Origin of the sequence: Rhodococcus koreensis, from assembly GCF_900105905.1 — a bacterium.
In the GTDB taxonomy this organism is placed as follows: Bacteria; Actinomycetota; Actinomycetes; order Mycobacteriales; family Mycobacteriaceae; genus Rhodococcus_F; species Rhodococcus_F koreensis.
In genome coordinates, this window is the sequence record NZ_FNSV01000005.1 from 1,222,430 (window position 1) to 1,244,699 (window position 22,270).

Consider the following 22,270-nt stretch of genomic DNA (forward strand, 5'->3'; position numbering starts at 1 on the left):
CTTCTCCGGCACAGTCGGTCAGCGCCCAGGCGGCCCCGGGTAGGGGACCGCACTCAGGGGCGGTCGGTTTCCTCCCGGGGGCCGCCCGCTTCCGTGTCGTCGGTCGGTACGCCCGTGGCCTCGGTCGGACCCGGCTCGACGATCCGGTCGGCCCGGCGCACGGCCCAGATCGTCACCAGGAGAGCCAATCCGGCCAGCGGCCAGCCCATCGCGATGCGGGCGAACGCGAGCCAGCCGGTCTGGTCCGAATCATAGAGTTGCGACTGCACGAGGTATCGGGCCGCGAACACCAGCGCCCAGGCGGCGGTGGCCACGTCGTAGGCGCGCACAGCGCCGCGATGGCGCCGCCAGAGATTGCCGTGGCCGTTGAGGAAGCCCCAGATCAGGCCGACGAGCGGCCGGCGCACCAGAATCGAGACCAGGAAAACCGCCCCGTACGCGAGGCTCGTGTAGATGCCGAACAGGAAGTACCCCTTGGCATCGCCTGTGCGGTAGGCGATGAACGCGGAGATACCGACGCCGAAGAACCCGGACACCGCGGGCTGGATGGGGCTGTGACGGACGAGACGCCAGACGAGAATCGCGACGGCGACGCCGAGGGCCGCCCAGATCGCCGGGCCCAGACCCCACACAGCGTTGACCGGAACGAAGACCAGGATGGGCAGGGTCGAATAGATCAGCCCGCTGATACCACCGAGCTGGTCGAGTATGGATTGCTGCTTCGTTTCGGTCACTCAACGAGAGTGCCACACAAGGCGGACCCTACGAGTCGCCGCGCAGCTCGTAATACGGGTTGAAGATCACCTTCTGGCCGTCGCGTTCACCGACACGTCCACGCACGAGCAGCGTCTTGCCCGGCTCGATACCCGGAATTCGCCGCCGCCCGATCCACACCAACTTGATCTGTTCCGTACCGTCGAAGAATTCCGCCTCGATGCTGGCGTTTCCGGACTTCGGACAGGCTTCCACACTGCGGAGCCGTCCCAGCATGGTGACCTCTTCGCCGCGGCTGCAGTCGCAGGCACGTTGTGCGCCGGACGCCTGAGACGTCTCGGCCATTTCCTCGGCGTCCAGCTGCTCGAGGTCTTCGGTGAGCCTTCGAGTCAGCCGACGAAAATATCCTGCCGTGGCGGGTGCCATTGCGCGCTCCTGGAGCATGTGCGACGCGAGATCTTCGCGCCGCTCGTAGGGCTGTGTATTCGCCACTGTAGACCCATTGGTTCCCCGCAACCACACCACCGGGAGGCCGCTGTGACGCACCAGGCAGGATCAACTCATGCCCTCTGATGACCGGCCGTCCGTGGCCGTCGTGCTCCCCGGTACGGGGTCCGATGCGGACTTCGTCGCCCGTGCCTTCACCGAGCCCCTGACCAGCCGTGGAGTGCGTACGGTCGCAGTCGAACCCGATCCCCGGAGGGTCGTCGGCAGCTACCTCGACGCGCTCGACGGCGCCGCCGCACAGCACGGAAGAATCCTCGTCGGCGGGGTCTCCATCGGCGCCGCGGTGGCGTTGCAGTGGGCAGGATCACACCCCGATCGTGTCGCGGGGGTACTCGCGGCGCTGCCCGCGTGGACCGGGACCGCCGCGGACGCCCCCGCCGCCGCCAGCGCCCGGTTCACCGCCGCCCGGCTGCGGGCGGACGGCCTCGAACAGGTCACCGCCGAGATGATCGCCTCCAGCCCACCGTGGCTGGGCCGGGAACTGGCGAAATCCTGGCGATCCCAGTGGCCGCACCTCCCCGCGGCACTGGACGAGGCGTCGGAGTATCACGCGCCCGGTCTCGACGACCTCGAGCGCATCACGGCGCCGGTGGGCATCGCCGCCGCGACCGACGACGCCGTGCACCCCCTCGAGGTCGCCCGCACCTGGTCCGAACGACTACCGCACGCGGGCCTCGTCACGGTCACACTGGACGAGATCGGCGCCGATCCGGCGGTTCTCGGCTACACGTGCCTCAGCGCGCTGGACTCGATCCTGCACACGGCCTGAGCGTCGTCATCCCCGCAATCCCCCCGCAATCCCCAGCCGGACGCGGGCTCAGCGACCGAGTTGCTGCATCGCCGAACCCGATTCGCCGCGACGCTGCTGCGGCTGGGCCGGGGCCTGCGGCGGCTGCTGCTCGCCCTGCGAACCCGGGGCCGGTTGCTGCGCCGGTTGCTGCGGAGCCGGTTGCTGCGGGGCGCCTCCCTGCTGCTGCGCCAGCTGCTGCTGGTGGGCGGCGGCCAGCTGCTGAGCGAGGGCGTCGGGCAGCACCACCGGCAGTGGGGTCCGCACCGGGTTCGGCTCGTTTCCCCGCTTCACCACGGTGTCACGCAGGATCGCCCGGGCGGTCGCGACGAGTTCCGAGTCGGTTGTGTTGCCACCGCTCGGTCCCGCGACCACGCAGCGCACCATCCACCGGTAGCCGTCGACGCCGATGAAGCGCAGGTCGGCGTTCGGGGTCACGGCGAACACCTCACGTCCCCACGGTCCGCTCTCGACGCTCACCGTCGCGTTGTCGTTGCGCAACGATTCGGCGAGGTCGCCCGCGACCTCACGCCACTGACCGGGAGACTTCGGGGCCGCATACGCGGCCACCGTGATGCGTCCGTGCTGGGTGACGAGATGCACGGCCTGCGGCGAACCGTCGGGCGCCATCTCGACCTGCAACTGGGCGCCCTGCGGCATCGGCACGAGGACCGAACCGAGGTCGAGGCGGGTCCCGACCTCGCCGACGGTGAGGTCGGCGCCCGACTCGAGGTCGTCGGCGTCGTACGGACCGCCGTCCACCTCGGTCACGGCGTCGTAGTCGTCCTCGTAGTCCGCGGCGTCGGCGTCGTCATCCGCGGCGTCCGTCTCCGCGTCCTCGAAGAAATCGGGCCGGTCGGCCTCGGCTTCCGCCTTCTTACGACGTCCGAACATGATCAGGCTCCTTCACTGGCATTGCCGACGAGGCTGGCGTGGCCTCCACTCGACCCGTGCCCGTCGCTGCCGCGGGTGGTGCCGTCGAGGGACTCGACCTCGACGAACGACACCAGTTCGACCCGCTGCACGAGCAGTTGGGCGATCCGGTCGCCCCGCCGGATCTCGATCGGGGTCTCGAGGTCGTGATTGATCAGGCACACCTTGATCTCGCCCCGGTATCCCGCGTCGATGGTGCCGGGGGTGTTGACCACCGACAATCCCGATTTGGCCGCCAGGCCGGATCGGGGGTGGATCAGCCCGACGGTGCCCAGGGGCAACGCGACCGCGATGCCGGTTCCGACGAGGACCCGGCGCCCCGGCTCGATGGTCACATCGGTGGTGCTGCAGAGGTCGACACCTGCGTCGCCGTCGTGCGCGCGCTGCGGAACCGGAATGCCCGGGTCCAGCCGCTGGAGGGCGACGGGCGGAATGGTGGGGGTCGCGGCGGGAGAATGGCCGGGAGATAGGTCGCTCACGTGCACCGAGCCTACTCTCAGACACCGACTATCCTGGTCGGGTGTCAGAAACGTCCCGGCCCGAAGTCGCGCCCACCGATAACGCCTCGCCCGTGCTGTACTCCGAGCGCCTGTGGGTGCCCGTCTGGTGGTGGGCAGTGGGCCTGTTCGTCGCCGGACTGCTCGCCGCGGAGGTGCACATGGGTGCGCCCGGCCTGCGCGCGTGGCTGCCGTACGTCCTGCTCCTGCCCCTGCCCGTGTGGGGGCTCGTCTGGCTCAGCCGCCTGCGGGTCGAAGTCGTCGAGGAACCGAGCGGCGTCCACCTGCGCGTCGGACAGGCGCATCTGCCGGTGGACGTCATCGCGCGGGTCGCCGAGGTACCGGGTTCGGCGAAGAGTGCGGCTCTCGGCCGTCAGCTCGACCCCGCCGCCTTCGTGCAACACCGGGTCTGGGTCAAGCCGATGGCACTGATCGTGCTCGACGACCCCGAGGACCCGACCCCCTATTGGTTGATCAGCACGCGCCGGCCCGCGGAGTTGCTGGCCGCGCTCGACCGTGCCCGCCCGCAGACGGACGGAGACTGATCGGACGGTGGGCCCCCACCGTCCGCCTCTCGAACTCGCCGCCGGTCAGGCCGCGCAGTCCCTGCACACCAGCACTCCACCCGCGTCACTGGCGAGCCGGCTGCGGTGGTGCACCAGGAAACAGCTCGAACACGTGAACTCGTCGGCCTGCTTCGGCACGACCCGCACCGACAGTTCCTCACCGGACAGATCCGCGCCGGGCAGTTCGAACGACTCCGCGGTGTCGGACTCGTCGACGTCGACAACAGCCGACTGAGCCTCGTTGCGTCGCGCCTTCAGTTCCTCCAGCGAATCCTCCGAAACCTCGTCGGACTCTGTTCGCCGCGGTGCGTCGTAGTCAGTTGCCATGTCGCCTTCCCCTCATCTTCTTCCGTGTATCCCGGCCCGTGCGACGCGTCGAACCGAGTGCCGGTCGACCGTCCACGAAAACCGCCTCGGCGCAGACCACACCCTGCGGCTGCACAACGCTGCAGCGGATGGATACGTGCCCGGATACCAGGCTCCGGAAACATGATCTACGCCTCTTTTGTCATCTTCTGCCGACCCTCGTTCTGCATGCTTTGAACGACTGGGGCCGCCAGACAGTAGCCGAAGGAAGTACAAAAGACGTAACCGAATCGACCGATCGCGCAAATTGTCTGCTAATCGTCACCAACACCACAGCAAGCTGTGACATTCCACAACGGGGACGGGTTCGGGGTTATGACGCCGCAGGGATCTAAGGTAGGTGCCGAACCTGCGCCACGACGTGTGGCCGGGCCCTGTATCGGTGCGCTGGACGGGCGAAACGTTCGAAGCGCAGTTCGTAGGAGAGGTCGAGGCACACTGTGGTTTCACTGATCACCGAAGGCAGCCCGCTCGACGACAAGGGTCGTCCGTTCCGGCGGCGGCGGGCGATGCCGATCCTCGTGGTGTTCGCGGTCCTCGCCCTGCTCGGAGCCGTCGTGTGGATCGGCGTCCTCGGCGACGACGAGGACCTGGCCGCGACGGTCGACTGCAACCTTCCGCAACCGGCCGCGCAGCCGGTCGATCCCGCAGCCCCGCCGCCGCAGGCACTGGGCGAGAGGGTCGACGGTTCGACGTTGCGGGACGTGGAGCCCGCCGCGCTGTCCGCCACGAAGGTGCGCGTGTTCAACGCCAACGGCGAGCACGGCCAGGCGGCGCAGGTGGCCGCGCAGCTGAGCGACTACGGGTTCGCGAGCGCACCCGATGTCCAGGCGGGCAACGACCCGATCTACGTCGACCAGAACATGCAGTGCCAGGGGCAGCTGCGGTTCGGCCCGAACGGCGCCGCCGCCGCGAGCGCGCTCTGGCTGGTGGCCCCGTGCGCGGAACTCATCCAGGACACCCGCACCGACGACACGGTCGATCTCGCCCTCGGAACCTATTTCCGCAAGATCTCGCCGAACGCCGACGCCGAGGAGGTTCTGCGGTCCCTGAAGGATCCGCCGTTCGGGACCCAGCCCGCACCTCTCGACATCGATCTCCTGAAGGCGGCGCGTACCGCCCGCTGCTGACCGCCGGTCACTCCTCCGGGATCGCCCTGTCCGCCCCGATCTCGGCGAACAGGGCGTCCAGTGCGTCCGCGATGCCGGGGGCCGCGGCCACCACCACCTCACCGTCCACACTCGACGTGTGCGGCGACGGGATCTGCACGCGGGCGCCCGCCTCGGTCGCGATCAGCGAGCCCGCCGCCCAGTCCCACGGGCTCAGCCCGTGTTCGAAATGGGCGTCGACACGGCCGGCCGCGACCATGCACAGGTCGAGGGCCGCCGAGCCGATCCGGCGGATGTCCCGCACCCTCGGCAGGATGTCGGCGATGAGGGCGCCCTGAACCTTGCGCCGGGCCGCGCCGTATCCGAATCCGGTGGCGAGCAACGCCATCGACACGTCGGTGACGGGGTTGCACCGCAGTGCGCTGACCCGTCCGTCGGCGTCGGTGAGGGTCGCCCCTCCGCCGCGCGCCGCCGCGTACGTCGACCGGGCCGCCACGTCGACCACGACCCCGGCGACGGACACTCCGTCGATCTGGGCGGCCACCGAGACGGCGTACGCGGGCACCCCGTACAGAAAGTTGACGGTGCCGTCGATCGGGTCGACGATCCAGCGCACGCCCGCGACGGAATCGCCCTCTCCCCCACCTTCTTCGCCGAGGATCGCGTCCTCGGGACGAAGCTCCGCGAGGCGGTCGCGGATGACCTGCTCGCTCTCGGTGTCGACGACGGTGACCGGGTCGGTGGGGGTGCTCTTCGACGCCACCGAGTCGCCGGATTCCGCTCGCGTCCCGACGATTCCGAACACCTCGGGCCGCCGTGCCCGGACGTGTGCGGCGGCCTCCTCGGCCACCGTGACGGCGACCTCGAGCAGTCGTCTGGGATCGGTGCCGACGTGGCCGGGCGCGGTGTCTGAACTCTGGGGTGCATGCACACACCCATCGGAACACACTTTCGCTGCCTCACACCACCGCTGACGGTCCGCGCTCCCCTTCCGGCGCCACAGCGTCGTCCGGTGTCATCACCCACCGAACCCGCCTCGACGCACTAGTGTGACGGGCAGCAGAAGCGCGCCCGGAGAACACGTCGTCGTCGACACGGAGGAGCACACGCCATGGCCAAAACGGGGTTCGGTGTCGACGTCGGAGGCAGCGGCGTCAAGGGTGGCGTCGTGGATCTCGAGACCGGAGAACTGATCGGCGACCGCATCAAGCTCCTCACCCCCCATCCGTCCACCCCGGAGGCGGTCGCGAAGACCGTCGCGGAGATCATCCGCCAGGCCGAATGGGACGGACCGGTCGGTATCACTCTGCCGAGCGTCGTCACCGGCGGCGTCGCACGATCCGCCGCGAACATCGACAAGGGGTGGATCGGGACCGACGCGCGCGCGCTGTTCTCGGACGCACTCGGCGGCAGGCGCGTCACCGTCCTCAACGACGCGGACGCGGCGGGGATGGCCGAGGACGCGCTCGGCGCGGGCAAGGACGCGAAGGGGGTCGTCATCCTCCTCACCTTCGGCACGGGCATCGGCTCGGCGATCCTCCACAACGGCGTACTGCTTCCCAACACCGAGTTCGGGCACATGGAGGTCGACGGCAAGGAGGCCGAGCACCGGGCGGCGTCCTCGGTGAAAGAGAAGAAGGATCTGTCGTACAAGGAGTGGGCCGCCGAGGTCAGCCGGGTGCTCACCCGGTTCGAGAACCTCCTGTGGCCGGATTTGTTCATCGCCGGCGGCGGAATCAGCCGCAAACACGAGAAGTGGATCCCCCATCTGACCAACAGGACACCCGTCGTACCTGCTGCGCTGCTCAACACGGCGGGAATCGTCGGTGCAGCGCTCGCGGTCGAAACGGGCATCGCTCCGTAACTATTTCGGATGGGTCGTTACAATGGAAGAGCCCGGCTGCGCGCCGGCGAAACCAGTAGACCTCTCCGCCGGATGACCACTCTGGCGTGACGCCGCACGACACCGTCACGAAAGGGCGTACGTGGCAGCCACCGATACACGTCAGACTGCTGATTCGACTTCAGAGTCAGGACCGGAAGCACCAGTCGCAGCGGCAGCCACCGGCACCGCTCCGGCAGCCGAGGCAGCTCCCGCGAAGAAGGCAGCGGCGAAGAAGGCCCCCGCCAAGAAGGCAGCAGCGAAGAAGGCCCCCGCCAAGAAGGCGGCGGCGAAGAAGGCGGGCGGCAAGAAGGCCACGGCCGGTAAGGGTGCGGACGGCGAGGACCTCGACGAGGATGCCGCCGACATGGAAGACATCGACATCACCGAGGGCGACCTCGCCGAGGTCGAGTCCGATGTCGTGGAGGTCGTCGCAGTCGGCGAGGACGAAGAGACCGAGGAGCCGTCCGAGAAGGACAAGGCGTCCGGCGACTTCGTGTGGGACGAGGAGGAGTCCGAAGCGCTCCGCCAGGCCCGCAAGGACGCCGAGCTGACCGCATCCGCAGACTCCGTCCGCGCCTACCTCAAGCAGATCGGCAAGGTCGCCCTCCTCAACGCCGAAGAGGAGGTCGAGCTCGCCAAGCGGATCGAGGCGGGGCTGTACGCGACCCAGATCATGCAGGAGCTGTCCGACTCCGGCGAGAAGCTCCCCGCCGCCCAGCGCCGGGACATGAGCTGGATCTGCCGCGACGGAAACCGCGCCAAGAACCACCTCCTGGAGGCCAACCTCCGGCTCGTCGTGTCGCTGGCCAAGCGCTACACCGGCCGCGGCATGGCGTTCCTGGACCTGATCCAGGAAGGCAACCTGGGCCTCATCCGTGCCGTCGAGAAGTTCGACTACACCAAGGGCTACAAGTTCTCGACCTACGCCACATGGTGGATCCGCCAGGCCATCACCCGCGCGATGGCCGACCAGGCCCGCACCATCCGCATCCCGGTACACATGGTCGAGGTCATCAACAAGCTCGGCCGCATCCAGCGTGAACTCCTCCAGGACCTGGGCCGTGAGCCCACGCCCGAAGAGCTCGCCAAGGAAATGGACATCACGCCCGAGAAGGTGCTGGAAATCCAGCAGTACGCGCGTGAACCCATCTCCCTCGACCAGACCATCGGCGACGAAGGCGACAGTCAGCTCGGCGACTTCATCGAGGACTCCGAGGCCGTCGTGGCCGTCGACGCCGTGTCCTTCACCCTGCTGCAGGACCAGCTCCAGTCGGTGCTCGAGACGCTCTCCGAGCGTGAAGCGGGCGTCGTGCGCCTGCGCTTCGGCCTGACCGACGGGCAGCCCCGCACCCTCGACGAGATCGGACAGGTCTACGGCGTCACGCGTGAGCGCATCCGCCAGATCGAGTCCAAGACCATGTCGAAGCTGCGCCACCCGTCGCGGTCGCAGGTGCTGCGCGACTACCTGGACTGACGCACAGACTGCGATGCCCCCGGACTCCGAGCGAGTCCGGGGGCATCGTCGTTCGTGCGCCGGGGCATCCGGCGGGCACCCGTCACGCGGTGGTGCGAACCCGGATCCAGGCGCCCGCCACCGGTTCGACCACCCGTGCCGCCACCGGGCCGATGACGGCCATCAGGAGCACGTACGCGGTGGCGAGTGCCACGAGTTCGCTCTCCACTGCGCCTGCCGACAACGCCAGCCCGGCGATGACGATCGAGAACTCGCCGCGCGCGATCAACGCGACCCCGGCGCGGGCCCGGCCCAGCCGCCCGACCCCTTGCTGTTTCGCCGCCCACGCACCGGTGACCATCTTCGTCAGCGCGGTGACGACAGCGAGCAGCACGGCCCAGCCGAGGACCGGCGGAATCGCCCGGGGATCGGTGTTGAGCCCGAACACGACGAAGAACATCGCCGCGAACAGATCGCGGAGCGGCTCGAGGACGCGGCTCGCGTTGTGGGCGGTGGTGCCGGAGATCGCGATCCCCAGGAGGAAGGCCCCGACCGCGGCCGAGACCTGCATCGCCGAGCTGATCCCCGCCACCAGAAGCGCGGCACCGAGCAGCTTCAGCAGCAGGGTCTCGCTGTCCGGGCTGTCCAGCAGCGCGGACACGTAGCGGCCGTACCGCAGCGCGATCACGAGGACGACGGAGATCACGACGAGGGAGATGCCCACCGCCTCGAGTCCACCGGCGAAACTGACGCCGGCGAGCAGGGCCGTCAGAATGGGCAGGTACACGGCCATCGCGAGGTCCTCGAACACCAGGATCGACAGCACGACCGGCGTTTCCCGGTTACCGAGCCGTCCCAGGTCGCTCAGCACCTTCGCGATGATGCCCGAGGACGAGATATAGGTGACACCGGCCATCACGACGGCACCGGTGGTCCCCCACCCCAGCATCAGGGCGACGACCGCTCCGGGCGCGGCGTTCAGGACGGCGTCCACGACACCGGCCATCCACGACCGTCGCAGCCCGGTGACGAGTTCCGATGCGGTGTACTCGAGCCCCAGCAGAAGCAGGAGGAGGACCACCCCGATCTCGCTCGCGAGGTGGCTGAACTCGCTGATGTCGCCGAGGTTGACGAATCCGCCGCTGCCGAAGCAGAGGCCTCCGAGGAGATAGAACGGGATGGGCGACATCCCGAATTGAGCTGCCAGACGGCCCAGCAGGCCGAGCGCGAAGAACACCGCGCCCAGTTCGATGAGCGCGAGCGTGGTGGTGTTCACGGGTCTGTCAGCCGTTGGCCAGGAGCTTGGCTGACGCGTCCAGTCCGTCTGTGGTTCCGACGGCGACCAGCAGGTCGCCGGAGGTGAGCAGGAAGTCGGGCTTCGGTGACGGGTACACCTGGCCCGCCCTCATGACCGCGACGATCGAGACCCCGGTGCGCGTGCGCATCGCGGTGTCGCCGAGCGGGCGGCCGTCGAATCGGGAATCTTCCTTGATGTACAGCTGCTTGGTGCGGATGCCGGGCAGGTCCCGGTGTTCCTCCTCCAGCTGCGCCACCAGTTGCGGCGCTCCGAGCAGATTGCTGAGCACGGCCGCCTCCTCGGTGGTGAGCGGCACGGACGCGGCGCAGGCGTCGGGGTCGTCGGCCTTCGACACGATCAGGTCCGTGCGGCCGTCGCGATGGGTGATGACACCGATGCGGCGACCGGCGGCGAGTTCGAAGTCCTTACGCACCCCGATACCGGGTAGTGGCGTCACTTCAACGTTCATGCCTCCACGGTAGTCCGATGGGGGTGACCAACAGCGGAAGGCTCGCGTCAGCGCCGGGCCGGGAACGTGCCGTCGGCCTCGGGGAGGTACTCCTCGACGGCGGTGACCGCCGTGACGGGCAGCGGCCCGTACAGGTGCGGGAACAGCATCGACGCCGGATCGGCCGGCACGCCCGGCTCCCACTTCACCGGCGCACCGAGCGCGTCGGGGTCGAGTCTCAGGAGGACGAGGTCCGTGCGCCCGGCGAACAACCGGTTGGCGGGCAGATGCACCTGAGCGGGTGTGGAGAGGTGCACGAATCCGTCCGCGGCGTACGCGGCGGGCACGCGAGCGCCTTCGCGTTCCGCGGCGCGCCATTCGTCGCGGCTGCAGATGTGAACGAATTGGTCTTCGGATTTCACACGGTGAGACTAGCGTCACGGCCGAAATCGAATCAGCTGTCAGCGAACTCGGACCGATCGGTCTGTTCGCATCGGCGCTCGTCACGTCGCTGTCGGCACGTTTCGGGCCGGTTTCGTGTGTGATGCAACACTGAGAAACGCCGTCGGGAACAACGCGTAAACCCCAAACGTCTGACAGAGTAGATCCACCGCGCCACCCCCGACGCGGCGGACCAAGGCCCCAGGCACTCGGCATCAGTCGAAAGCCAGTACGGAGGAGTCATGCCCGGAACACTGACCAGCCCCCCGTTGACCGCAGCCGACCGGTGCGACCGGTGCGGTGCGGGAGCCCGCGTTCGCGCGGTCCTTCCGACCGGAGGAGAGTTGCTCTTCTGCGGTCACCACGCCAACGAGCACGCAGACCGTCTTCGCGAGATGAACGCCACGATCGTGTCCGAAGCCGAAGCTGCAATCTGATACGTCAGCCCGGGTGACCCGTCCCAGGCTCACCTCTTTCAGCAACAAGAGACCGGCGAGTGCAGTGCGCTCGCCGGTCTTTTGTGCGTTCGCGTCACGCGGTGACGGGGGTCACCACTGCCGCAGGGTGGAGATCCGCTCGGTGAGCTGCTCGACGGTGGCGATGGCCGTGGGCGGTCCCCCGCAGACCCGGCGGAGTTCGCCGTGGATCGTGCCGTGTGGCTTGCCCGTCCGGTGGTGGTGCATCGCGACGAGACTGTTCAATTCGCGGCGCAGTTGCGCGAGCTGCCCGGCGGCAGCCACCCGGTCCGCGACCTGTGGAACCGGCGTGTGCGCGGGCGCGGGCGCGGCGGGCTCCTGCTTGTCCAGCTGCTGCGACTGACGCTGACGCAGCAGGGCCCGCATCTGATCGGCGTCGAGCAGACCGGGCAGACCCAGGTAGTCGGCCTCCTCGTCGGATCCCGAGAACGTGGCCGTCCCGAAGGACGAGCCGTCGTAGATCACCTGATCGAGCTCGGCATCGGCACCGAGCGAGGTGAACGCCTTCTCCTCCTCGCCGAGTTCGTCCTTCTGCTTGTTCGCGTCGGCGAGCAGGTCGTCGTCGAAGCCGTCCTTCTCACGGTGCGGCTTGCCGAGCACGTGGTCGCGCTGCGCCTCCAGCTGGCTGGCCAGGTCGAGGAGCACCGGCACCGACGGGAGGAACACGCTCGCGGTCTCACCCTTGCGGCGGGCCCGCACGAAACGACCGATCGCCTGCGCGAAATAGAGCGGGGTCGACGCGCTGGTGGCGTACACGCCGACGGCCAGGCGGGGGACGTCGACGCCTTCCGACACCATGCGGACGGCGACCATCCACTTCTGGGTGCTCGCGCCGAACTCGGCGATCCGCTTGGACGCCGTCGGGTCGTCGGAGAGGACCACGACCGGGTCTTCGCCGGTGACCGCCTTCAGGGTCTGCGCGTAGGCACGGGCGACGGTCTGGTCGGTGGCGATCACCAGGCCGCCCGCGTCGGGCATGCCGCCGGTGCGCAACTGTCCGAGGCGGGTGTCGGCGGCGTGCAGGACCGCGGGAATCCAGTCACCCGACGGGTCCAGGGCGGTGCGCCACGCCCGGGCCGTCTGTTCCGCGCTGAGCGGCTCCCCGAGCCGCGCGGAGAACTCCTCGCCCGCATTGTTCCGCCAGCGTGCCTCGCCGGAGTACGCGAGGAACACGACGGGCCGGACGACGCCGTCCGCGAGCGCGTCCGAGTACCCGTAGGAGTGATCCGCCTTCGAGCGCATCAGACCCTCGCGGTCGGGTTCGTACGTCACGAACGGGATCGCGCTGTCGTCGCTGCGGAACGGCGTACCGGTCAGGGCCAGACGGCGGGTGGCGTCACCGAATGCCTCCCGGATGGCGTCACCCCAGCTCTTCGCGTCGCCACCGTGGTGGATCTCGTCGAGGATGACCAGCGTGCGCCGGCTCTCGGTGCGGACCCGGTGCTTGAACGGGTGGGAGGCGACCTGCGCGTACGTCACCACGACACCCTGATAGTCGCTGGACGTCTGCCCGGTCGAGTTCGAGAAGTACGAGTCCAGCGCGATGCCGTTGCGCGCCGCGGACTCCGCCCACTGGTGCTTGAGGTGCTCCGTCGGCGCGACCACCGTCACCTGGTCGACGGTCCGGTCGCGCAGCAACTCCGACGCGACGCGCAGCGCGAAGGTGGTCTTACCGGCGCCCGGCGTCGCGACCGCGAGGAAATCCTGCGGTCCGGTGGACAGGTACTTGGTCAGCGCACGACGCTGCCAGGCGCGCAGCGATCCCGCGGGCCTGGCTGGTTCGGTCTGTGCGAGGTAGGCCTCGGTACCCACGATCTGCGCGGCCTCGGTTTCCACTGTCGGCGCCGACTGGGAGCCCACTGTCTCAGCACTCACGGGCTGCCCTCCGCTGGCATGGCACTGTTTGCTCGCACTCCTCGGTATCGATCGACACATCCGGTCCAGACCCGAAGGCGCTGTCCGTCAAGGAGCCTAGCGCCCGGATCCGACGCGAACCGCATTCGCGAGTTCCGATACTGACAGATTTGTCGCGACACGAGGACAGCAGCGGTGGGCAACCGGGCGTGTCGTCAGGGATGCTGGAAACATCATGACCGAAACACCCTCGACAACACCGCAGAGTGGCGGTGATCCACCCCGGTCGGGGTGGCATCCGCTACGTCGCGCACTGAGCGTGATCGGTCGCACAGCGAGCAAGGCGTGGGACGATTCGATCTTCGGGAAGGCGGCCACGGCGGCCTTCTGGCAGACACTGTCGCTGCCCCCGCTCCTGCTCGGACTCCTCGGCATGCTCGGCTACGTCGGCGGGTGGTTCGGACCCGACACGGTCGACATCATCCAGTCGAAGATCATCAACTTCAGCGGGACCGTGTTCAGCGACAGCGTCGTCGAACAGATCATCCGCCCGACGGTCGGGGACGTCCTCCAACGGGGACGTCCCGAGATCGTGTCCCTGAGTTTCCTGCTGTCCCTCTGGGCGGGCTCGTCGGCCATCTCCACGTTCGTGGACTCGATCGTCGAGGCCCACGGCCAGCAGGAGGCGCGGCACCCCGTGTGGCAGCGCCTGTTCGCGCTGCTGCTCTACGTGATGTTCCTGATTCTCGCCGTGTTCACCCTGCCGCTGGTCGCGCTGGGGCCCACACTCGTCGGGAGGGTGCTCCCGGAGGCGTGGCGCACGATCGGGACGGAGATCGTCGACACGTTCTACTACCCCGGCGTGGGACTGCTGCTCATCGTCGGCCTGACGACGCTGTACAAGGTGGCGCTCCCCCGGTCGCTGCCCTGGCACCGGCTGCTCGGCGGCGCGCTCGTCGCGGGAGTGTTCTTCCTCGGCGCGAGCACCTGCCTGCGCCGCTACCTCTCGTGGGTGGCGGGAACCGGGTACACGTACGGGGCGCTGGCCACGCCGATCGCGTTCCTTCTGTTCACGTTCTTCCTGGGTTTCGCGGTGGTGCTCGGCGCCGAGTTCAACGCCACCGTGCAGGAGTTCTGGCCTGCCAGGGCGACCCGCATCGACCAGATGCGGGACTGGATCGCCGCGCAGGCCGAGAGTTCACCGTCGGCGGGTCCGGTGACCAGCCTCACACGTCGCATCGCCACCGGCCCGATCAAGGTCGTCGGCGACCGCACCCGTCCCGATCCGGCCGGGCAAGGGTCGGGGAACGACGAAAAGCCCGACGGCCCGGTACGAGAATCTCCCGAGCCACCGGGTGTGCGGCGAGCGCCGGCGAAGCCTCAGTCGCCCTTGCGCAATCCTTCGTAGATCTTCTTGCAGTCGGGGCAGACCGGCGATCCCGGCTTCGCGGATTTCGTCACCGGAAACACCTCGCCGCACAACGCGACGACGTGAGTGCCCATGACGGCGCTCTCCGCGATCTTGTTCTTCTTCACGTAATGGAAGAACTTGGGAGTGTCGTCATCGGTCGACTCGTCGGTGGTGACGTCGGGCCGTTCCTTGGTTTGAGTGCTCACCCCTCAATAATGCCGCAACCGGCCGGTGATCCCACCCCCCGTGTGCATTTGCGACCCGACAGTGGAACAGTGGAGACATGGCACGAAGTGCAGGGTTCGGTGGGTCCCACGACGCCGGCTCACCGAGTAATCCGGTTCTCATCACCGAGGCAGCGCGATCCATCGAGGATCAACACCGTGCCCGTGTCCGCAAGTACCTGCTCATCATGTCGTTCCGGTTCCCGGCGCTGATCTTCGCGGCGGTGGCGTACGGCATCTGGGAGAACCCGTGGATCTCGATGGCGATCATCGGCGTGTCGATCCCGCTGCCGTGGATCGCGGTCCTCATCGCGAACGACCGGCCGCCGCGCACCAAGGACGAGCCCAGCCGGTACGACCACCGCGACTCGCCGTCCACGGCCCTGCCCGCGCCGCCGCACCACACGATCGAGGGCTGACGCCGTCGGGCGTCCTGCAACAATGCACGGGTGAACCGTGACGAACTGCTGTCGATCTGCCCATTTCTGCGTGCGGCCCTCCTCCGCAATCGGTACGACACGGACACCCTGCTCGATGCGCTCGGCCCCGAGGTCCATGCGGCGTTGAGCCGCAACGAACCGGTCCCGGTGCGCCGGGCCAGCGCGTCCTGCGGCGAACTCGGCACCCTGATCCGCCTGTTCCTGCTCACCGACGACTGTCCCGCCGGCGAGGTGGCCGAAGCGCTGGCCCCCCTCGCGGTCGACGACGCCGTCGCCGCAGGCCTGCTCGAATCCGAGGGCGACGTCGTCCGGGCCGCCCTCGACCTGCGGCCGCTGGACATCGGCGGCGGCAACCGCTGGGTGCTCTCCGACCTCGACGGCTCCCTCCGCCCCCGCGAGACGCCCGTCGACCACGTCATCGGCGTCGGGCACGCGTCGCTGTCGCTGCTGCAGGCCACCCCGACCGCACCGGTCGGGACGTTGCTCGACATCGGGACCGGGTGCGGCATCCAGGCCCTGCACGGCGCGTCCTACGCCGACGCGATCACGGCGACGGACCTGAACGTCCGGGCGGTGGACCTGGCGGCCGTCACGGCGGCGCTCAACGAGCAGGAGGTGGAACTGCTCGCCGGGTCGTGGTTCGAGCCGGTCGAGGGCCGCACGTTCGATCAGGTCGTGGCCAATCCGCCGTTCGTCGTGAGCCGTGCCACGGTGGGCCACACCTACCGCGACTCCGGCCTCGACCTCGACGGCGCGAGTGAACTGATGATCTCCCGCGTGGCCGACTACCTCGCGCCCGGCGGCACGGCGGCGCTGCTGGCGTCGTGGATCCACGTCGAGGGCGAGGACTGGCGTGCCCGGGTGGCGTCCTGGCTGCCCGCCCACGGGATCGACGCGTGGGTGGTGCAGCGGGACGTCGCGGACCCGGCCCTGTACGTCGGCACCTGGATGCGGGACGGCGGCCTCGACACCCGCGACCCGGCCACTGCCACGATCGCCGGGGACTGGCTGGACCACCTCGCGAGCGCGGACGTGGAGGGGGTCGGTTTCGGGTTCGTCTACCTGCGCCGGACCGACGCACCGACCGATCTGATGGCGGAAGACCTCACCCACGGCTTCACCGATCCGCTCGGCGCGGAGGCGCTCGCGTACTTCGATCGGGTGGCGTGGCTGCGCGACCACGACGTGCTCACCGCCCGGTTCCGCGTCGAGGAGAGCACCGCCCTGGAGCGGGTGTTCCTGCCCGGCGACGAGGGATGGACGCAGGTGGTCGCCCGGTTACACCGGGGAAACGGCCCGGCGTGGCAGCACGAGGTCGACGATCTCGTCGCCTCGCTCGTCGCGGGCATGCGCGGCGACGGCCTCGTACTGGGCGAACTGATCGAACTCCTCGCCGCCGCGCACGGCGTCGACGCGGAAGAACTCGCGCAGTCGGCGGTGCCGCTCGTGCACGCCCTCGTCCGGCACGGACTGGTGCTCCCCGCGTAGCCGCCGGGTTCCCGATCCGTCCCCCTTATACGTGTTCTCAGCAACTTCTCAGGACCGAATCGAGGAACCCGCAGGTCACAGCCTCTTCGTAAATTACCGGCCGGGAACTTTCCCGGGCCGTCGGTGCGTTGATCCATATGAGACACCACCGATGAGGAGGCAAGTCATGACAAGCCCCAGCACCACTACTCGCATTCGCCCCAGCGCTGCCGATCTGGACGCCCAGAGCCCCGCTGCCGACCTGGTCCGCGTCTACCTGAACGGCATCGGCCGCACAGCGCTGCTGACGGCCGCAGACGAGGTGGAACTGTCCAAGCGAATCGAGGCTGGGCTGTACGCAGCGCACATCCTGGAGACCGGGAAGCGCCTCTCCCCCGCCAAGAAGCGCGACCTCGCGACGGTCGTCCGGGAAGGACAGTCTGCCCGCGCGCACCTCCTCGAGGCCAACCTGCGGCTCGTCGTGTCGCTCGCGAAGCGGTACACCGGTCGCGGCATGCCCCTGCTGGACCTCATCCAGGAGGGCAACCTCGGCCTGATCCGCGCGATGGAGAAGTTCGACTACGCGAAGGGGTTCAAGTTCTCGACGTACGCCACCTGGTGGATTCGTCAGGCGATCACCCGCGGCATGGCCGACCAGAGCCGCACGATCCGGCTCCCAGTGCACCTCGTGGAGCAGGTCAACAAGCTGGCCCGCATCAAGCGTGAACTGCATCAGCAACTCGGGCGTGAGGCGACCGACGACGAACTGGCCGAGGAATCGGGAATCCCGGCGCACAAGATCGCGGATCTCCTCGACCACAGCCGCGACCCGGTGAGCCTCGACATGCCGGTCGGCAACGACGAGGAAGCCCCGCTGGGCGACTTCATCGAGGATTCCGAGGCCACGTCCGCGGAGAACGCCGTGATCGCCGGCCTCCTGCACAGCGACGTGCGCACCGTGCTCGCCACCCTTGACGAACGTGAGCAGCAGGTCATCCGCCTGCGTTACGGACTCGACGACGGTCAGCCGCGCACCCTCGACCAGATCGGCAAGCTCTTCGGGCTCTCCCGCGAGCGTGTCCGTCAGATCGAGCGCGAGGTGATGGGCAAGCTGCGCCAGGGCGACCGCGCCGAGCGGCTGCGCTCCTACGCCAGCTGACCCCCCAGTCCACCACCGATTCAGCGCCGGTGCCGGTCGTACGCGACCGGCACCGGCGCTGTGCCGTGCGGGGAGCTTCTGTCTGCGGGACCGTGTGTCGGGTCAGCGCAGCCGGCGGGGTCCGAGGTCGGCGACGCTGGGCTCAGGGCCGATCCGCACGCGCGAATCGGTGACCAGCGCGCCCTCGGCGGACGCGAGCACCGGTTCGCAGGCCAGTTCCCGCACCTCCGGCAGGTCGTCGGCGAGAGCGGAGATCCGCTGTACGAGGTCGACGAGGGCCGATTTGTTCACCGGCACCGCGCTGCGGTAGCCGGACAGCAGCGGCGCGGCCTTCGGTGCGTCGATCAGCTCCGCCGCGGCGTCCTCGGTGAGGGGCAGCACCCGGTAGGCGCGGTCACCGAGCAGGTCGGAGATCACGCCGGCGAGCCCGAACGAGATGAGCGAGCCGAACGACGGGTCGTCCTGCACGCCGACGACGCAGCCGATTCCCTTGGTGGCCATCCGCTGCACGTGGAGCAGGGGTTCACCGGATGCGGCGGCGAGGTCGCGGTAGGCCCAGCGGACCGAGTCCGGTCCGACGAGGTCGAGGCGGACGCCGCCGAGGTCGGGCCGGTGCCGCCACTGTTCCCCCGTCGCCTTCACCGCCACCGGGTATCCCAGTTCCTCGGCGGCCTGCACGGCCTCCTCCTCGGTGGTGGCGGACCGGAATTCCACGACGTCCACGCCGTAGCACGCGAGGAGTTGCGACGCCTCGAAGTCCGACAGCCAGCGTCCGGACGACGCCCCGAGCCAGCCGTCGACCAGCGCTTTCGCCCGCTCCGGATCGATTCCGTTGGGGCGCACGACTTTCGAGGATGGCTTACTCTTCCAGGCCGAGTACCGCCAGGCCCGCGCCAGCGCCAGCGCCGCGCGTTCCGGACCCGGATAGGACGGCACCGAACCGCGCGTCGGATGCCCGTCCTCACCCCGGACCGCCAGGACGTCGGGCACACCCTCCGCCGCGAGGAACGTCGTGAGGACGGGTTTGTCGGCGTCCCGCACCGCTTCCCGCAGCGCCTGGGCATACGGTTCGGCGGGCACGGCGACCGGGGGAACGAACACGGCGATCACCGAATCGACGTCGAAGGACGCGAGCGCCGTCCGCACCGCCGTCGCGAATTCCTCGGGACCGGCCTGCGGGCCGAGGTCGACGGGGTCGCCGACCTGCAGACCCTCGCTGCGGGCCGCGTCGGCCGCCAGGACACCGAGCGCGGTGGAGTTCCCGACCACGGCGAGCCGGGGGCCTGCGGGCAGCGGCTGGTACCCGAACAGCAGCGCACAGTCGAACAGCTGCGAGATCGACCCGACCTGCACCACCCCGGCCTGCTCGAAGAGTGCACGCACGATCGAATCGTCCATCTCGCCGCCGCTGGCCGCCAGCGCGGGCGGGACGGCGTGCCGCCCACTCTTGACCGCGACGATCGGCTTGTTTCTGGCCACCCTCCGCGCGATGCGCGAGAACTTGCGGGGATTGCCGAAGCTCTCCAGATACAGCAGCACGACCTCGGTGGCCGGGTCCGAATCCCAGTACTGCAGCAGGTCGTTGCCGGAGACGTCGGCGCGGTTGCCTGCAGAGACGAACGCGGACAACCCGATTCGGCTCCGCGCGGCCTCGTCGAGGATGGCGATGCCGAGGGCGCCGGATTGGCAGAAGAATCCGACGTTGCCGGGGCTCGGCAGCACCGGCGCGAGGGTGGCGTTCAACGACACCTCTCGGTCGTTGTTGGCCACGCCGAGCGCGTTCGGACCGATCAGCCGCATCCCGTGTGCGCGGGCGGCGTGGACGAGGCGGCGCTCGGACTGCCGTCCGTCCATTCCGGTTTCACTGAATCCCGAGGACACGACGACGAGGGCCTTGACCCCCTTGTCCAGGCAGTCGTCGAGGACGGCGTTGATCGATTCGGCGGGGACGGCGACGACCGCGAGGTCCACCTCGTCGGGGATGTCCCGGACCGTCGGGTACGCCCGCACCCCGTGGACCGAACGGTGCTCGGCGTTGACCGGATACACCGGGCCGGTGAATCCGGCCCGCAGCAGGTTGGTCAGGACGGCGTTGCCGACCTTCGCCCGGTCGGTGGACGCGCCGATCACCGCGACCGAACGCGGACTGAGCACGTTGCGCATACTCCGCGCCTCGGCGGCCCGCTCGCGGGAATTGCGCACGGACACCATCGCTTCCGTGGGGTCGATCGCGAACTCGAGCCTGAGCACGCCGCCCTCGAAGCTGCGGCTCACCTGATATCCCGCCTCACGGAAGACGGTCACCATGTTCCGGTTCTCCGCGAGGACCTCGGCGACGAACATCGTCAGACCGCTCTCCGCGGCCGCCGCGGCCAGGTGCTCGAGCAGGATCGGCCCGAGTCCGCGGCCCTGGTGCGCGTCGGCGACGACGAATGCCACCTCCGCGGATTTGCCGTCCCCCTCGCCGGTGAGCCGCTCGTACCGGCCGACGGCGATGATCTCGTCCCCCAGCAGCACCACGAACGCGACCCGGTCGTGGTGGTCGACCGTGGTGAAATGAACGACGTCCCGTTGCGACATGGTCGGGTAGGGACCGAAATACCGTAGATAGCGGGTGCGTTCGGACAGCTTGGAGTGGAACGCAACGAGTTTGTCGGCGTCCTCGGGCACGATCGGCCGCAGCGCGACCGCCCCGCCGTCCGCCGCGAGCACGTCGGCGACCCAGTGCCGCGGGTAGTTGTGCGCGGGGTCGGGTTTCCCCGTCGCCCCGGCACTACCCGACGACTCAGTGCTGCCCGTCTCCGCGCCGCCCGACGACTCCGTGGCGCCGGTCGTTTCGCTGTCGTCCGCCTGCTCAGTCACGGGGATCCTCCGGGTCGAGTCCGAGTAGCGGGAAGCAGGCGCGGCGGGTGGCAATGACGGCGGAGTCGATCCGCGTCAGTGCGCGGTCGACCGACGGAATCCCGGTTTCCGGTGTGCCACCGGGACCGTCCCACGGCAGGTAGTCGACCTCCCCGCCGTCGCCCATGGTGTCCGGCAGGTCGACGCTGGGCGCGAGGGCGTGAGCCCGCTCCTGCCAGGCCTCGGGCACGGCACGGGCCGTGTCGATCTCCCGGTCGAGCGCCGCGGCGATCAGGTGGGTCCACGCACGCGGAACGACCCGGACGAGGCCGTAACCGCCGCCGCCGACGGCGAGCCAGCGCCCCTCGGCGTAGCGGTCGGCGAGGTCGCGCATCGCGAGGAACGCGGCCCGCTGGCCGTCTACGGTCAGCGCGAGGTCGGCCAGCGGGTCCTCCCGGTGGCTGTCGACACCGCACTGACTGATCACGATCTGCGGCCGGAACGCGGCGAGGGCACCCGGCACGACGGCGTGGAAACCACGCAGCCACAACGCGTCGACGGTGCCGGGCAGCACGGGCAGGTTGATCGCCGTGCCCTCCCCCGATCCCTCGCCGACTTCGCTCGACCACCCCGTGTTGGGCCAGAGGGTTGCCGGGTGCTGGTGCAGCGAGATCGTCAGGACCCGCGGGTCGTTCGCGAACGCGTGCTGGACGCCGTCACCGTGGTGTGCGTCGACGTCGATGTAGGCGATCCGGTCGAAACCGTTGTCCAGCAGCCAGGAAACGGCTATGGCGACATCGTTGTACACACAGAAGCCGGAGGCCCAGTCGGGCATGGCGTGATGCATGCCGCCGCCGATGCTGACGGCGCGGCGGGTGCGGCCCGCGGCGATCTCCTGCGCCGCGGCGAGGGATCCGCCGGCGAGGATCGCGCTCGCCTCGTGCATCTGGGGGAAAACGGGATTGTCCTCCGTGCCGAGCCCGTGCGGTGCCTCCGCGCCGAGCACACCGGACGTCGCGGAGTGACCGGCCTGTTTGACCGCTTCGATGTACGCGGGAGTGTGGATCCTCAACAGATCTGCGTCCGAGGCGGCGGCGGGCCGCAACAGTTCGACTCCCTCCAGAGTCCCGAGGCTGCGCGCGAGCGACATGGTCAGCTCGAGCCGCGTGGGATTCATCGGATGGTCCGCACTCCACCGATAACTGAGATAGTCCGGACTCCACACGACTGCACGGTTCGATACCAGTGCAGCCGAATCCTCCCCGGAACTGAACGACGCGGTCATGGACTCACGCTACTGGTCCCCCGTGGAGGGTGTCAGCAGACCCCGCCGGACCGGCACCGACGCGCGGCGGGGACGGACGGCGCCGGTGCCGGGCAATCACCGGTAGAATC

Annotated in this window: 23 protein-coding genes; 10 read left to right on the forward strand and 13 right to left on the reverse strand. The window is 69.1% G+C overall.

Annotated elements, in window-relative coordinates:
• Window positions 1-53: 53 nt before the first annotated feature.
• Window positions 54-734: a DUF3159 domain-containing protein gene (locus tag BLV94_RS10340; RefSeq protein ID WP_072942336.1), complete on the reverse strand. Its 681-nt coding sequence runs from the start codon at window positions 732-734 to the stop codon at window positions 54-56.
• Window positions 735-762: 28 nt separating this feature from the next.
• Entirely contained in the window at window positions 763-1,140 is a 378-nt protein-coding gene (locus BLV94_RS10345) for an OB-fold nucleic acid binding domain-containing protein (RefSeq protein WP_043825920.1), read from the reverse strand.
• A 136-nt stretch (window positions 1,141-1,276) separates the two neighbouring features.
• Here BLV94_RS10345 and BLV94_RS10350 point away from each other — a divergent pair, with 136 nt between their 5' ends.
• The gene (locus tag BLV94_RS10350) at window positions 1,277-1,990 is read left to right on the forward strand and encodes an alpha/beta fold hydrolase (RefSeq protein WP_072942338.1); all 714 of its coding nucleotides are present in this window, start codon (window positions 1,277-1,279) and stop codon (window positions 1,988-1,990) included.
• A 48-nt stretch (window positions 1,991-2,038) separates the two neighbouring features.
• Here the strand turns inward: BLV94_RS10350 and BLV94_RS10355 are convergent, their stop codons facing one another.
• Together BLV94_RS10355 and dut are read right to left on the reverse strand one after the other, a co-directional pair.
• On the reverse strand, window positions 2,039-2,902 hold the full coding sequence (locus BLV94_RS10355; RefSeq protein WP_072942340.1) for a DUF3710 domain-containing protein: 864 nt from the start codon (window positions 2,900-2,902) through the stop codon (window positions 2,039-2,041).
• Between the two features lie 2 nt (window positions 2,903-2,904).
• Window positions 2,905-3,426, reverse strand: a complete 522-nt coding sequence (gene dut / locus BLV94_RS10360) for a dUTP diphosphatase (RefSeq protein ID WP_174705494.1) — start codon at window positions 3,424-3,426, stop codon at window positions 2,905-2,907.
• 86 nt (window positions 3,427-3,512) lie between these two features.
• On the opposite strand from dut, the gene BLV94_RS10365 reads away from it, so the two are divergent.
• Window positions 3,513-3,983, forward strand: a complete 471-nt coding sequence (locus BLV94_RS10365; RefSeq protein ID WP_072942341.1) for a DUF3093 domain-containing protein — start codon at window positions 3,513-3,515, stop codon at window positions 3,981-3,983.
• Window positions 3,984-4,028: 45 nt separating this feature from the next.
• Here the strand turns inward: BLV94_RS10365 and BLV94_RS10370 are convergent, their stop codons facing one another.
• A complete protein-coding gene (locus BLV94_RS10370) occupies window positions 4,029-4,331 on the reverse strand; it encodes a DUF4193 domain-containing protein (protein ID WP_005240850.1) in 303 nt (100 codons plus the stop codon).
• Window positions 4,332-4,810: 479 nt separating this feature from the next.
• Here BLV94_RS10370 and cei point away from each other — a divergent pair, with 479 nt between their 5' ends.
• On the forward strand, window positions 4,811-5,500 hold the full coding sequence (cei, locus tag BLV94_RS10375) for an envelope integrity protein Cei (protein ID WP_072942343.1): 690 nt from the start codon (window positions 4,811-4,813) through the stop codon (window positions 5,498-5,500).
• Window positions 5,501-5,507: 7 nt separating this feature from the next.
• Here cei and BLV94_RS10380 read toward each other — a convergent pair whose 3' ends face one another.
• A complete protein-coding gene (locus BLV94_RS10380) occupies window positions 5,508-6,410 on the reverse strand; it encodes an inositol monophosphatase family protein (protein WP_167372159.1) in 903 nt (300 codons plus the stop codon).
• Window positions 6,411-6,590: 180 nt separating this feature from the next.
• Here BLV94_RS10380 and ppgK point away from each other — a divergent pair, with 180 nt between their 5' ends.
• Together ppgK and BLV94_RS10390 are read left to right on the forward strand one after the other, a co-directional pair.
• Window positions 6,591-7,343: a polyphosphate--glucose phosphotransferase gene (ppgK, locus tag BLV94_RS10385; RefSeq protein ID WP_072942346.1), complete on the forward strand. Its 753-nt coding sequence runs from the start codon at window positions 6,591-6,593 to the stop codon at window positions 7,341-7,343.
• A 121-nt stretch (window positions 7,344-7,464) separates the two neighbouring features.
• On the forward strand, window positions 7,465-8,838 hold the full coding sequence (locus BLV94_RS10390) for an RNA polymerase sigma factor (protein WP_072942348.1): 1,374 nt from the start codon (window positions 7,465-7,467) through the stop codon (window positions 8,836-8,838).
• 82 nt (window positions 8,839-8,920) lie between these two features.
• Here the strand turns inward: BLV94_RS10390 and BLV94_RS10395 are convergent, their stop codons facing one another.
• The 3 genes from BLV94_RS10395 to BLV94_RS10405 are packed head-to-tail and all read right to left on the reverse strand — an operon-like array spanning window position 8,921 to window position 10,984.
• Window positions 8,921-10,093: a cation:proton antiporter gene (locus BLV94_RS10395; protein ID WP_072942350.1), complete on the reverse strand. Its 1,173-nt coding sequence runs from the start codon at window positions 10,091-10,093 to the stop codon at window positions 8,921-8,923.
• A gap of 7 nt (window positions 10,094-10,100) precedes the next feature.
• Window positions 10,101-10,583, reverse strand: coding sequence for a cation:proton antiporter regulatory subunit (locus BLV94_RS10400; protein ID WP_005240833.1), 483 nt, complete (start codon window positions 10,581-10,583; stop codon window positions 10,101-10,103).
• Between the two features lie 47 nt (window positions 10,584-10,630).
• Window positions 10,631-10,984, reverse strand: coding sequence for a DUF952 domain-containing protein (locus tag BLV94_RS10405; protein WP_072942352.1), 354 nt, complete (start codon window positions 10,982-10,984; stop codon window positions 10,631-10,633).
• A gap of 261 nt (window positions 10,985-11,245) precedes the next feature.
• Between BLV94_RS10405 and BLV94_RS10410 the strand changes: the two genes are divergently transcribed.
• Window positions 11,246-11,440 carry a DUF7455 domain-containing protein gene (locus BLV94_RS10410; RefSeq protein WP_005240831.1) on the forward strand — a complete coding sequence of 65 codons (195 nt, stop codon included), beginning with the start codon at window positions 11,246-11,248 and terminating at the stop codon, window positions 11,438-11,440.
• Window positions 11,441-11,551: 111 nt separating this feature from the next.
• Here BLV94_RS10410 and BLV94_RS10415 read toward each other — a convergent pair whose 3' ends face one another.
• On the reverse strand, window positions 11,552-13,315 hold the full coding sequence (locus tag BLV94_RS10415; protein ID WP_072942354.1) for a DEAD/DEAH box helicase: 1,764 nt from the start codon (window positions 13,313-13,315) through the stop codon (window positions 11,552-11,554).
• A 253-nt stretch (window positions 13,316-13,568) separates the two neighbouring features.
• On the opposite strand from BLV94_RS10415, the gene BLV94_RS10420 reads away from it, so the two are divergent.
• Window positions 13,569-14,741 (forward strand): YihY/virulence factor BrkB family protein, encoded by a 1,173-nt coding sequence (locus BLV94_RS10420; protein ID WP_072942356.1) that lies wholly within the window; start codon window positions 13,569-13,571, stop codon window positions 14,739-14,741.
• Here the strand turns inward: BLV94_RS10420 and BLV94_RS10425 are convergent.
• Window positions 14,714-14,950: a DUF3039 domain-containing protein gene (locus BLV94_RS10425; RefSeq protein WP_005240826.1), complete on the reverse strand. Its 237-nt coding sequence runs from the start codon at window positions 14,948-14,950 to the stop codon at window positions 14,714-14,716. The two genes, BLV94_RS10420 and BLV94_RS10425, sit on opposite strands and share 28 nt — an antisense overlap.
• 77 nt (window positions 14,951-15,027) lie before the next feature.
• Between BLV94_RS10425 and BLV94_RS10430 the strand changes: the two genes are divergently transcribed.
• From BLV94_RS10430 to BLV94_RS10440, 3 genes are all read left to right on the forward strand, one after another.
• Window positions 15,028-15,387: a DUF3099 domain-containing protein gene (locus BLV94_RS10430; RefSeq protein WP_072942357.1), complete on the forward strand. Its 360-nt coding sequence runs from the start codon at window positions 15,028-15,030 to the stop codon at window positions 15,385-15,387.
• A gap of 30 nt (window positions 15,388-15,417) precedes the next feature.
• Window positions 15,418-16,896 carry a DUF7782 domain-containing protein gene (locus BLV94_RS10435; protein ID WP_072942358.1) on the forward strand — a complete coding sequence of 493 codons (1,479 nt, stop codon included), beginning with the start codon at window positions 15,418-15,420 and terminating at the stop codon, window positions 16,894-16,896.
• Between the two features lie 166 nt (window positions 16,897-17,062).
• Complete coding sequence (locus BLV94_RS10440) at window positions 17,063-18,034, forward strand: sigma-70 family RNA polymerase sigma factor (RefSeq protein WP_005240812.1); 972 nt, start codon at window positions 17,063-17,065, stop codon at window positions 18,032-18,034.
• Between the two features lie 102 nt (window positions 18,035-18,136).
• On the opposite strand, the gene BLV94_RS10445 is transcribed toward BLV94_RS10440, so the two are convergent.
• Window positions 18,137-20,896, reverse strand: a complete 2,760-nt coding sequence (locus BLV94_RS10445; protein ID WP_072942359.1) for a bifunctional acetate--CoA ligase family protein/GNAT family N-acetyltransferase — start codon at window positions 20,894-20,896, stop codon at window positions 18,137-18,139.
• Window positions 20,889-22,160, reverse strand: coding sequence for an acetoin utilization protein AcuC (locus BLV94_RS10450; protein WP_072942360.1), 1,272 nt, complete (start codon window positions 22,158-22,160; stop codon window positions 20,889-20,891). Before BLV94_RS10450 ends, BLV94_RS10445 begins: the two co-directional genes overlap by 8 nt.
• Between the last annotated feature and the right edge of the window lie 110 nt (window positions 22,161-22,270).

What these genes read in the sequence shown, in the direction of transcription:
- BLV94_RS10345 (WP_043825920.1), bottom strand. Translation starts at nt 1,140, where the DNA reads ATGGCACCCGCCACGGCAGGATATTTTCGTCGGCTGACTCGAAGGCTC.
- BLV94_RS10350 (WP_072942338.1), top strand. Translation starts at nt 1,277, where the DNA reads ATGCCCTCTGATGACCGGCCGTCCGTGGCCGTCGTGCTCCCCGGTACG.
- BLV94_RS10355 (WP_072942340.1), bottom strand. Translation starts at nt 2,902, where the DNA reads ATGTTCGGACGTCGTAAGAAGGCGGAAGCCGAGGCCGACCGGCCCGAT.
- BLV94_RS10370 (WP_005240850.1), bottom strand. Translation starts at nt 4,331, where the DNA reads ATGGCAACTGACTACGACGCACCGCGGCGAACAGAGTCCGACGAGGTT.
- ppgK (WP_072942346.1), top strand. Translation starts at nt 6,591, where the DNA reads ATGGCCAAAACGGGGTTCGGTGTCGACGTCGGAGGCAGCGGCGTCAAG.
- BLV94_RS10400 (WP_005240833.1), bottom strand. Translation starts at nt 10,583, where the DNA reads ATGAACGTTGAAGTGACGCCACTACCCGGTATCGGGGTGCGTAAGGAC.
- BLV94_RS10410 (WP_005240831.1), top strand. Translation starts at nt 11,246, where the DNA reads ATGCCCGGAACACTGACCAGCCCCCCGTTGACCGCAGCCGACCGGTGC.
- BLV94_RS10420 (WP_072942356.1), top strand. Translation starts at nt 13,569, where the DNA reads ATGACCGAAACACCCTCGACAACACCGCAGAGTGGCGGTGATCCACCC.
- BLV94_RS10430 (WP_072942357.1), top strand. Translation starts at nt 15,028, where the DNA reads ATGGCACGAAGTGCAGGGTTCGGTGGGTCCCACGACGCCGGCTCACCG.
- BLV94_RS10440 (WP_005240812.1), top strand. Translation starts at nt 17,063, where the DNA reads ATGACAAGCCCCAGCACCACTACTCGCATTCGCCCCAGCGCTGCCGAT.
- BLV94_RS10450 (WP_072942360.1), bottom strand. Translation starts at nt 22,160, where the DNA reads ATGACCGCGTCGTTCAGTTCCGGGGAGGATTCGGCTGCACTGGTATCG.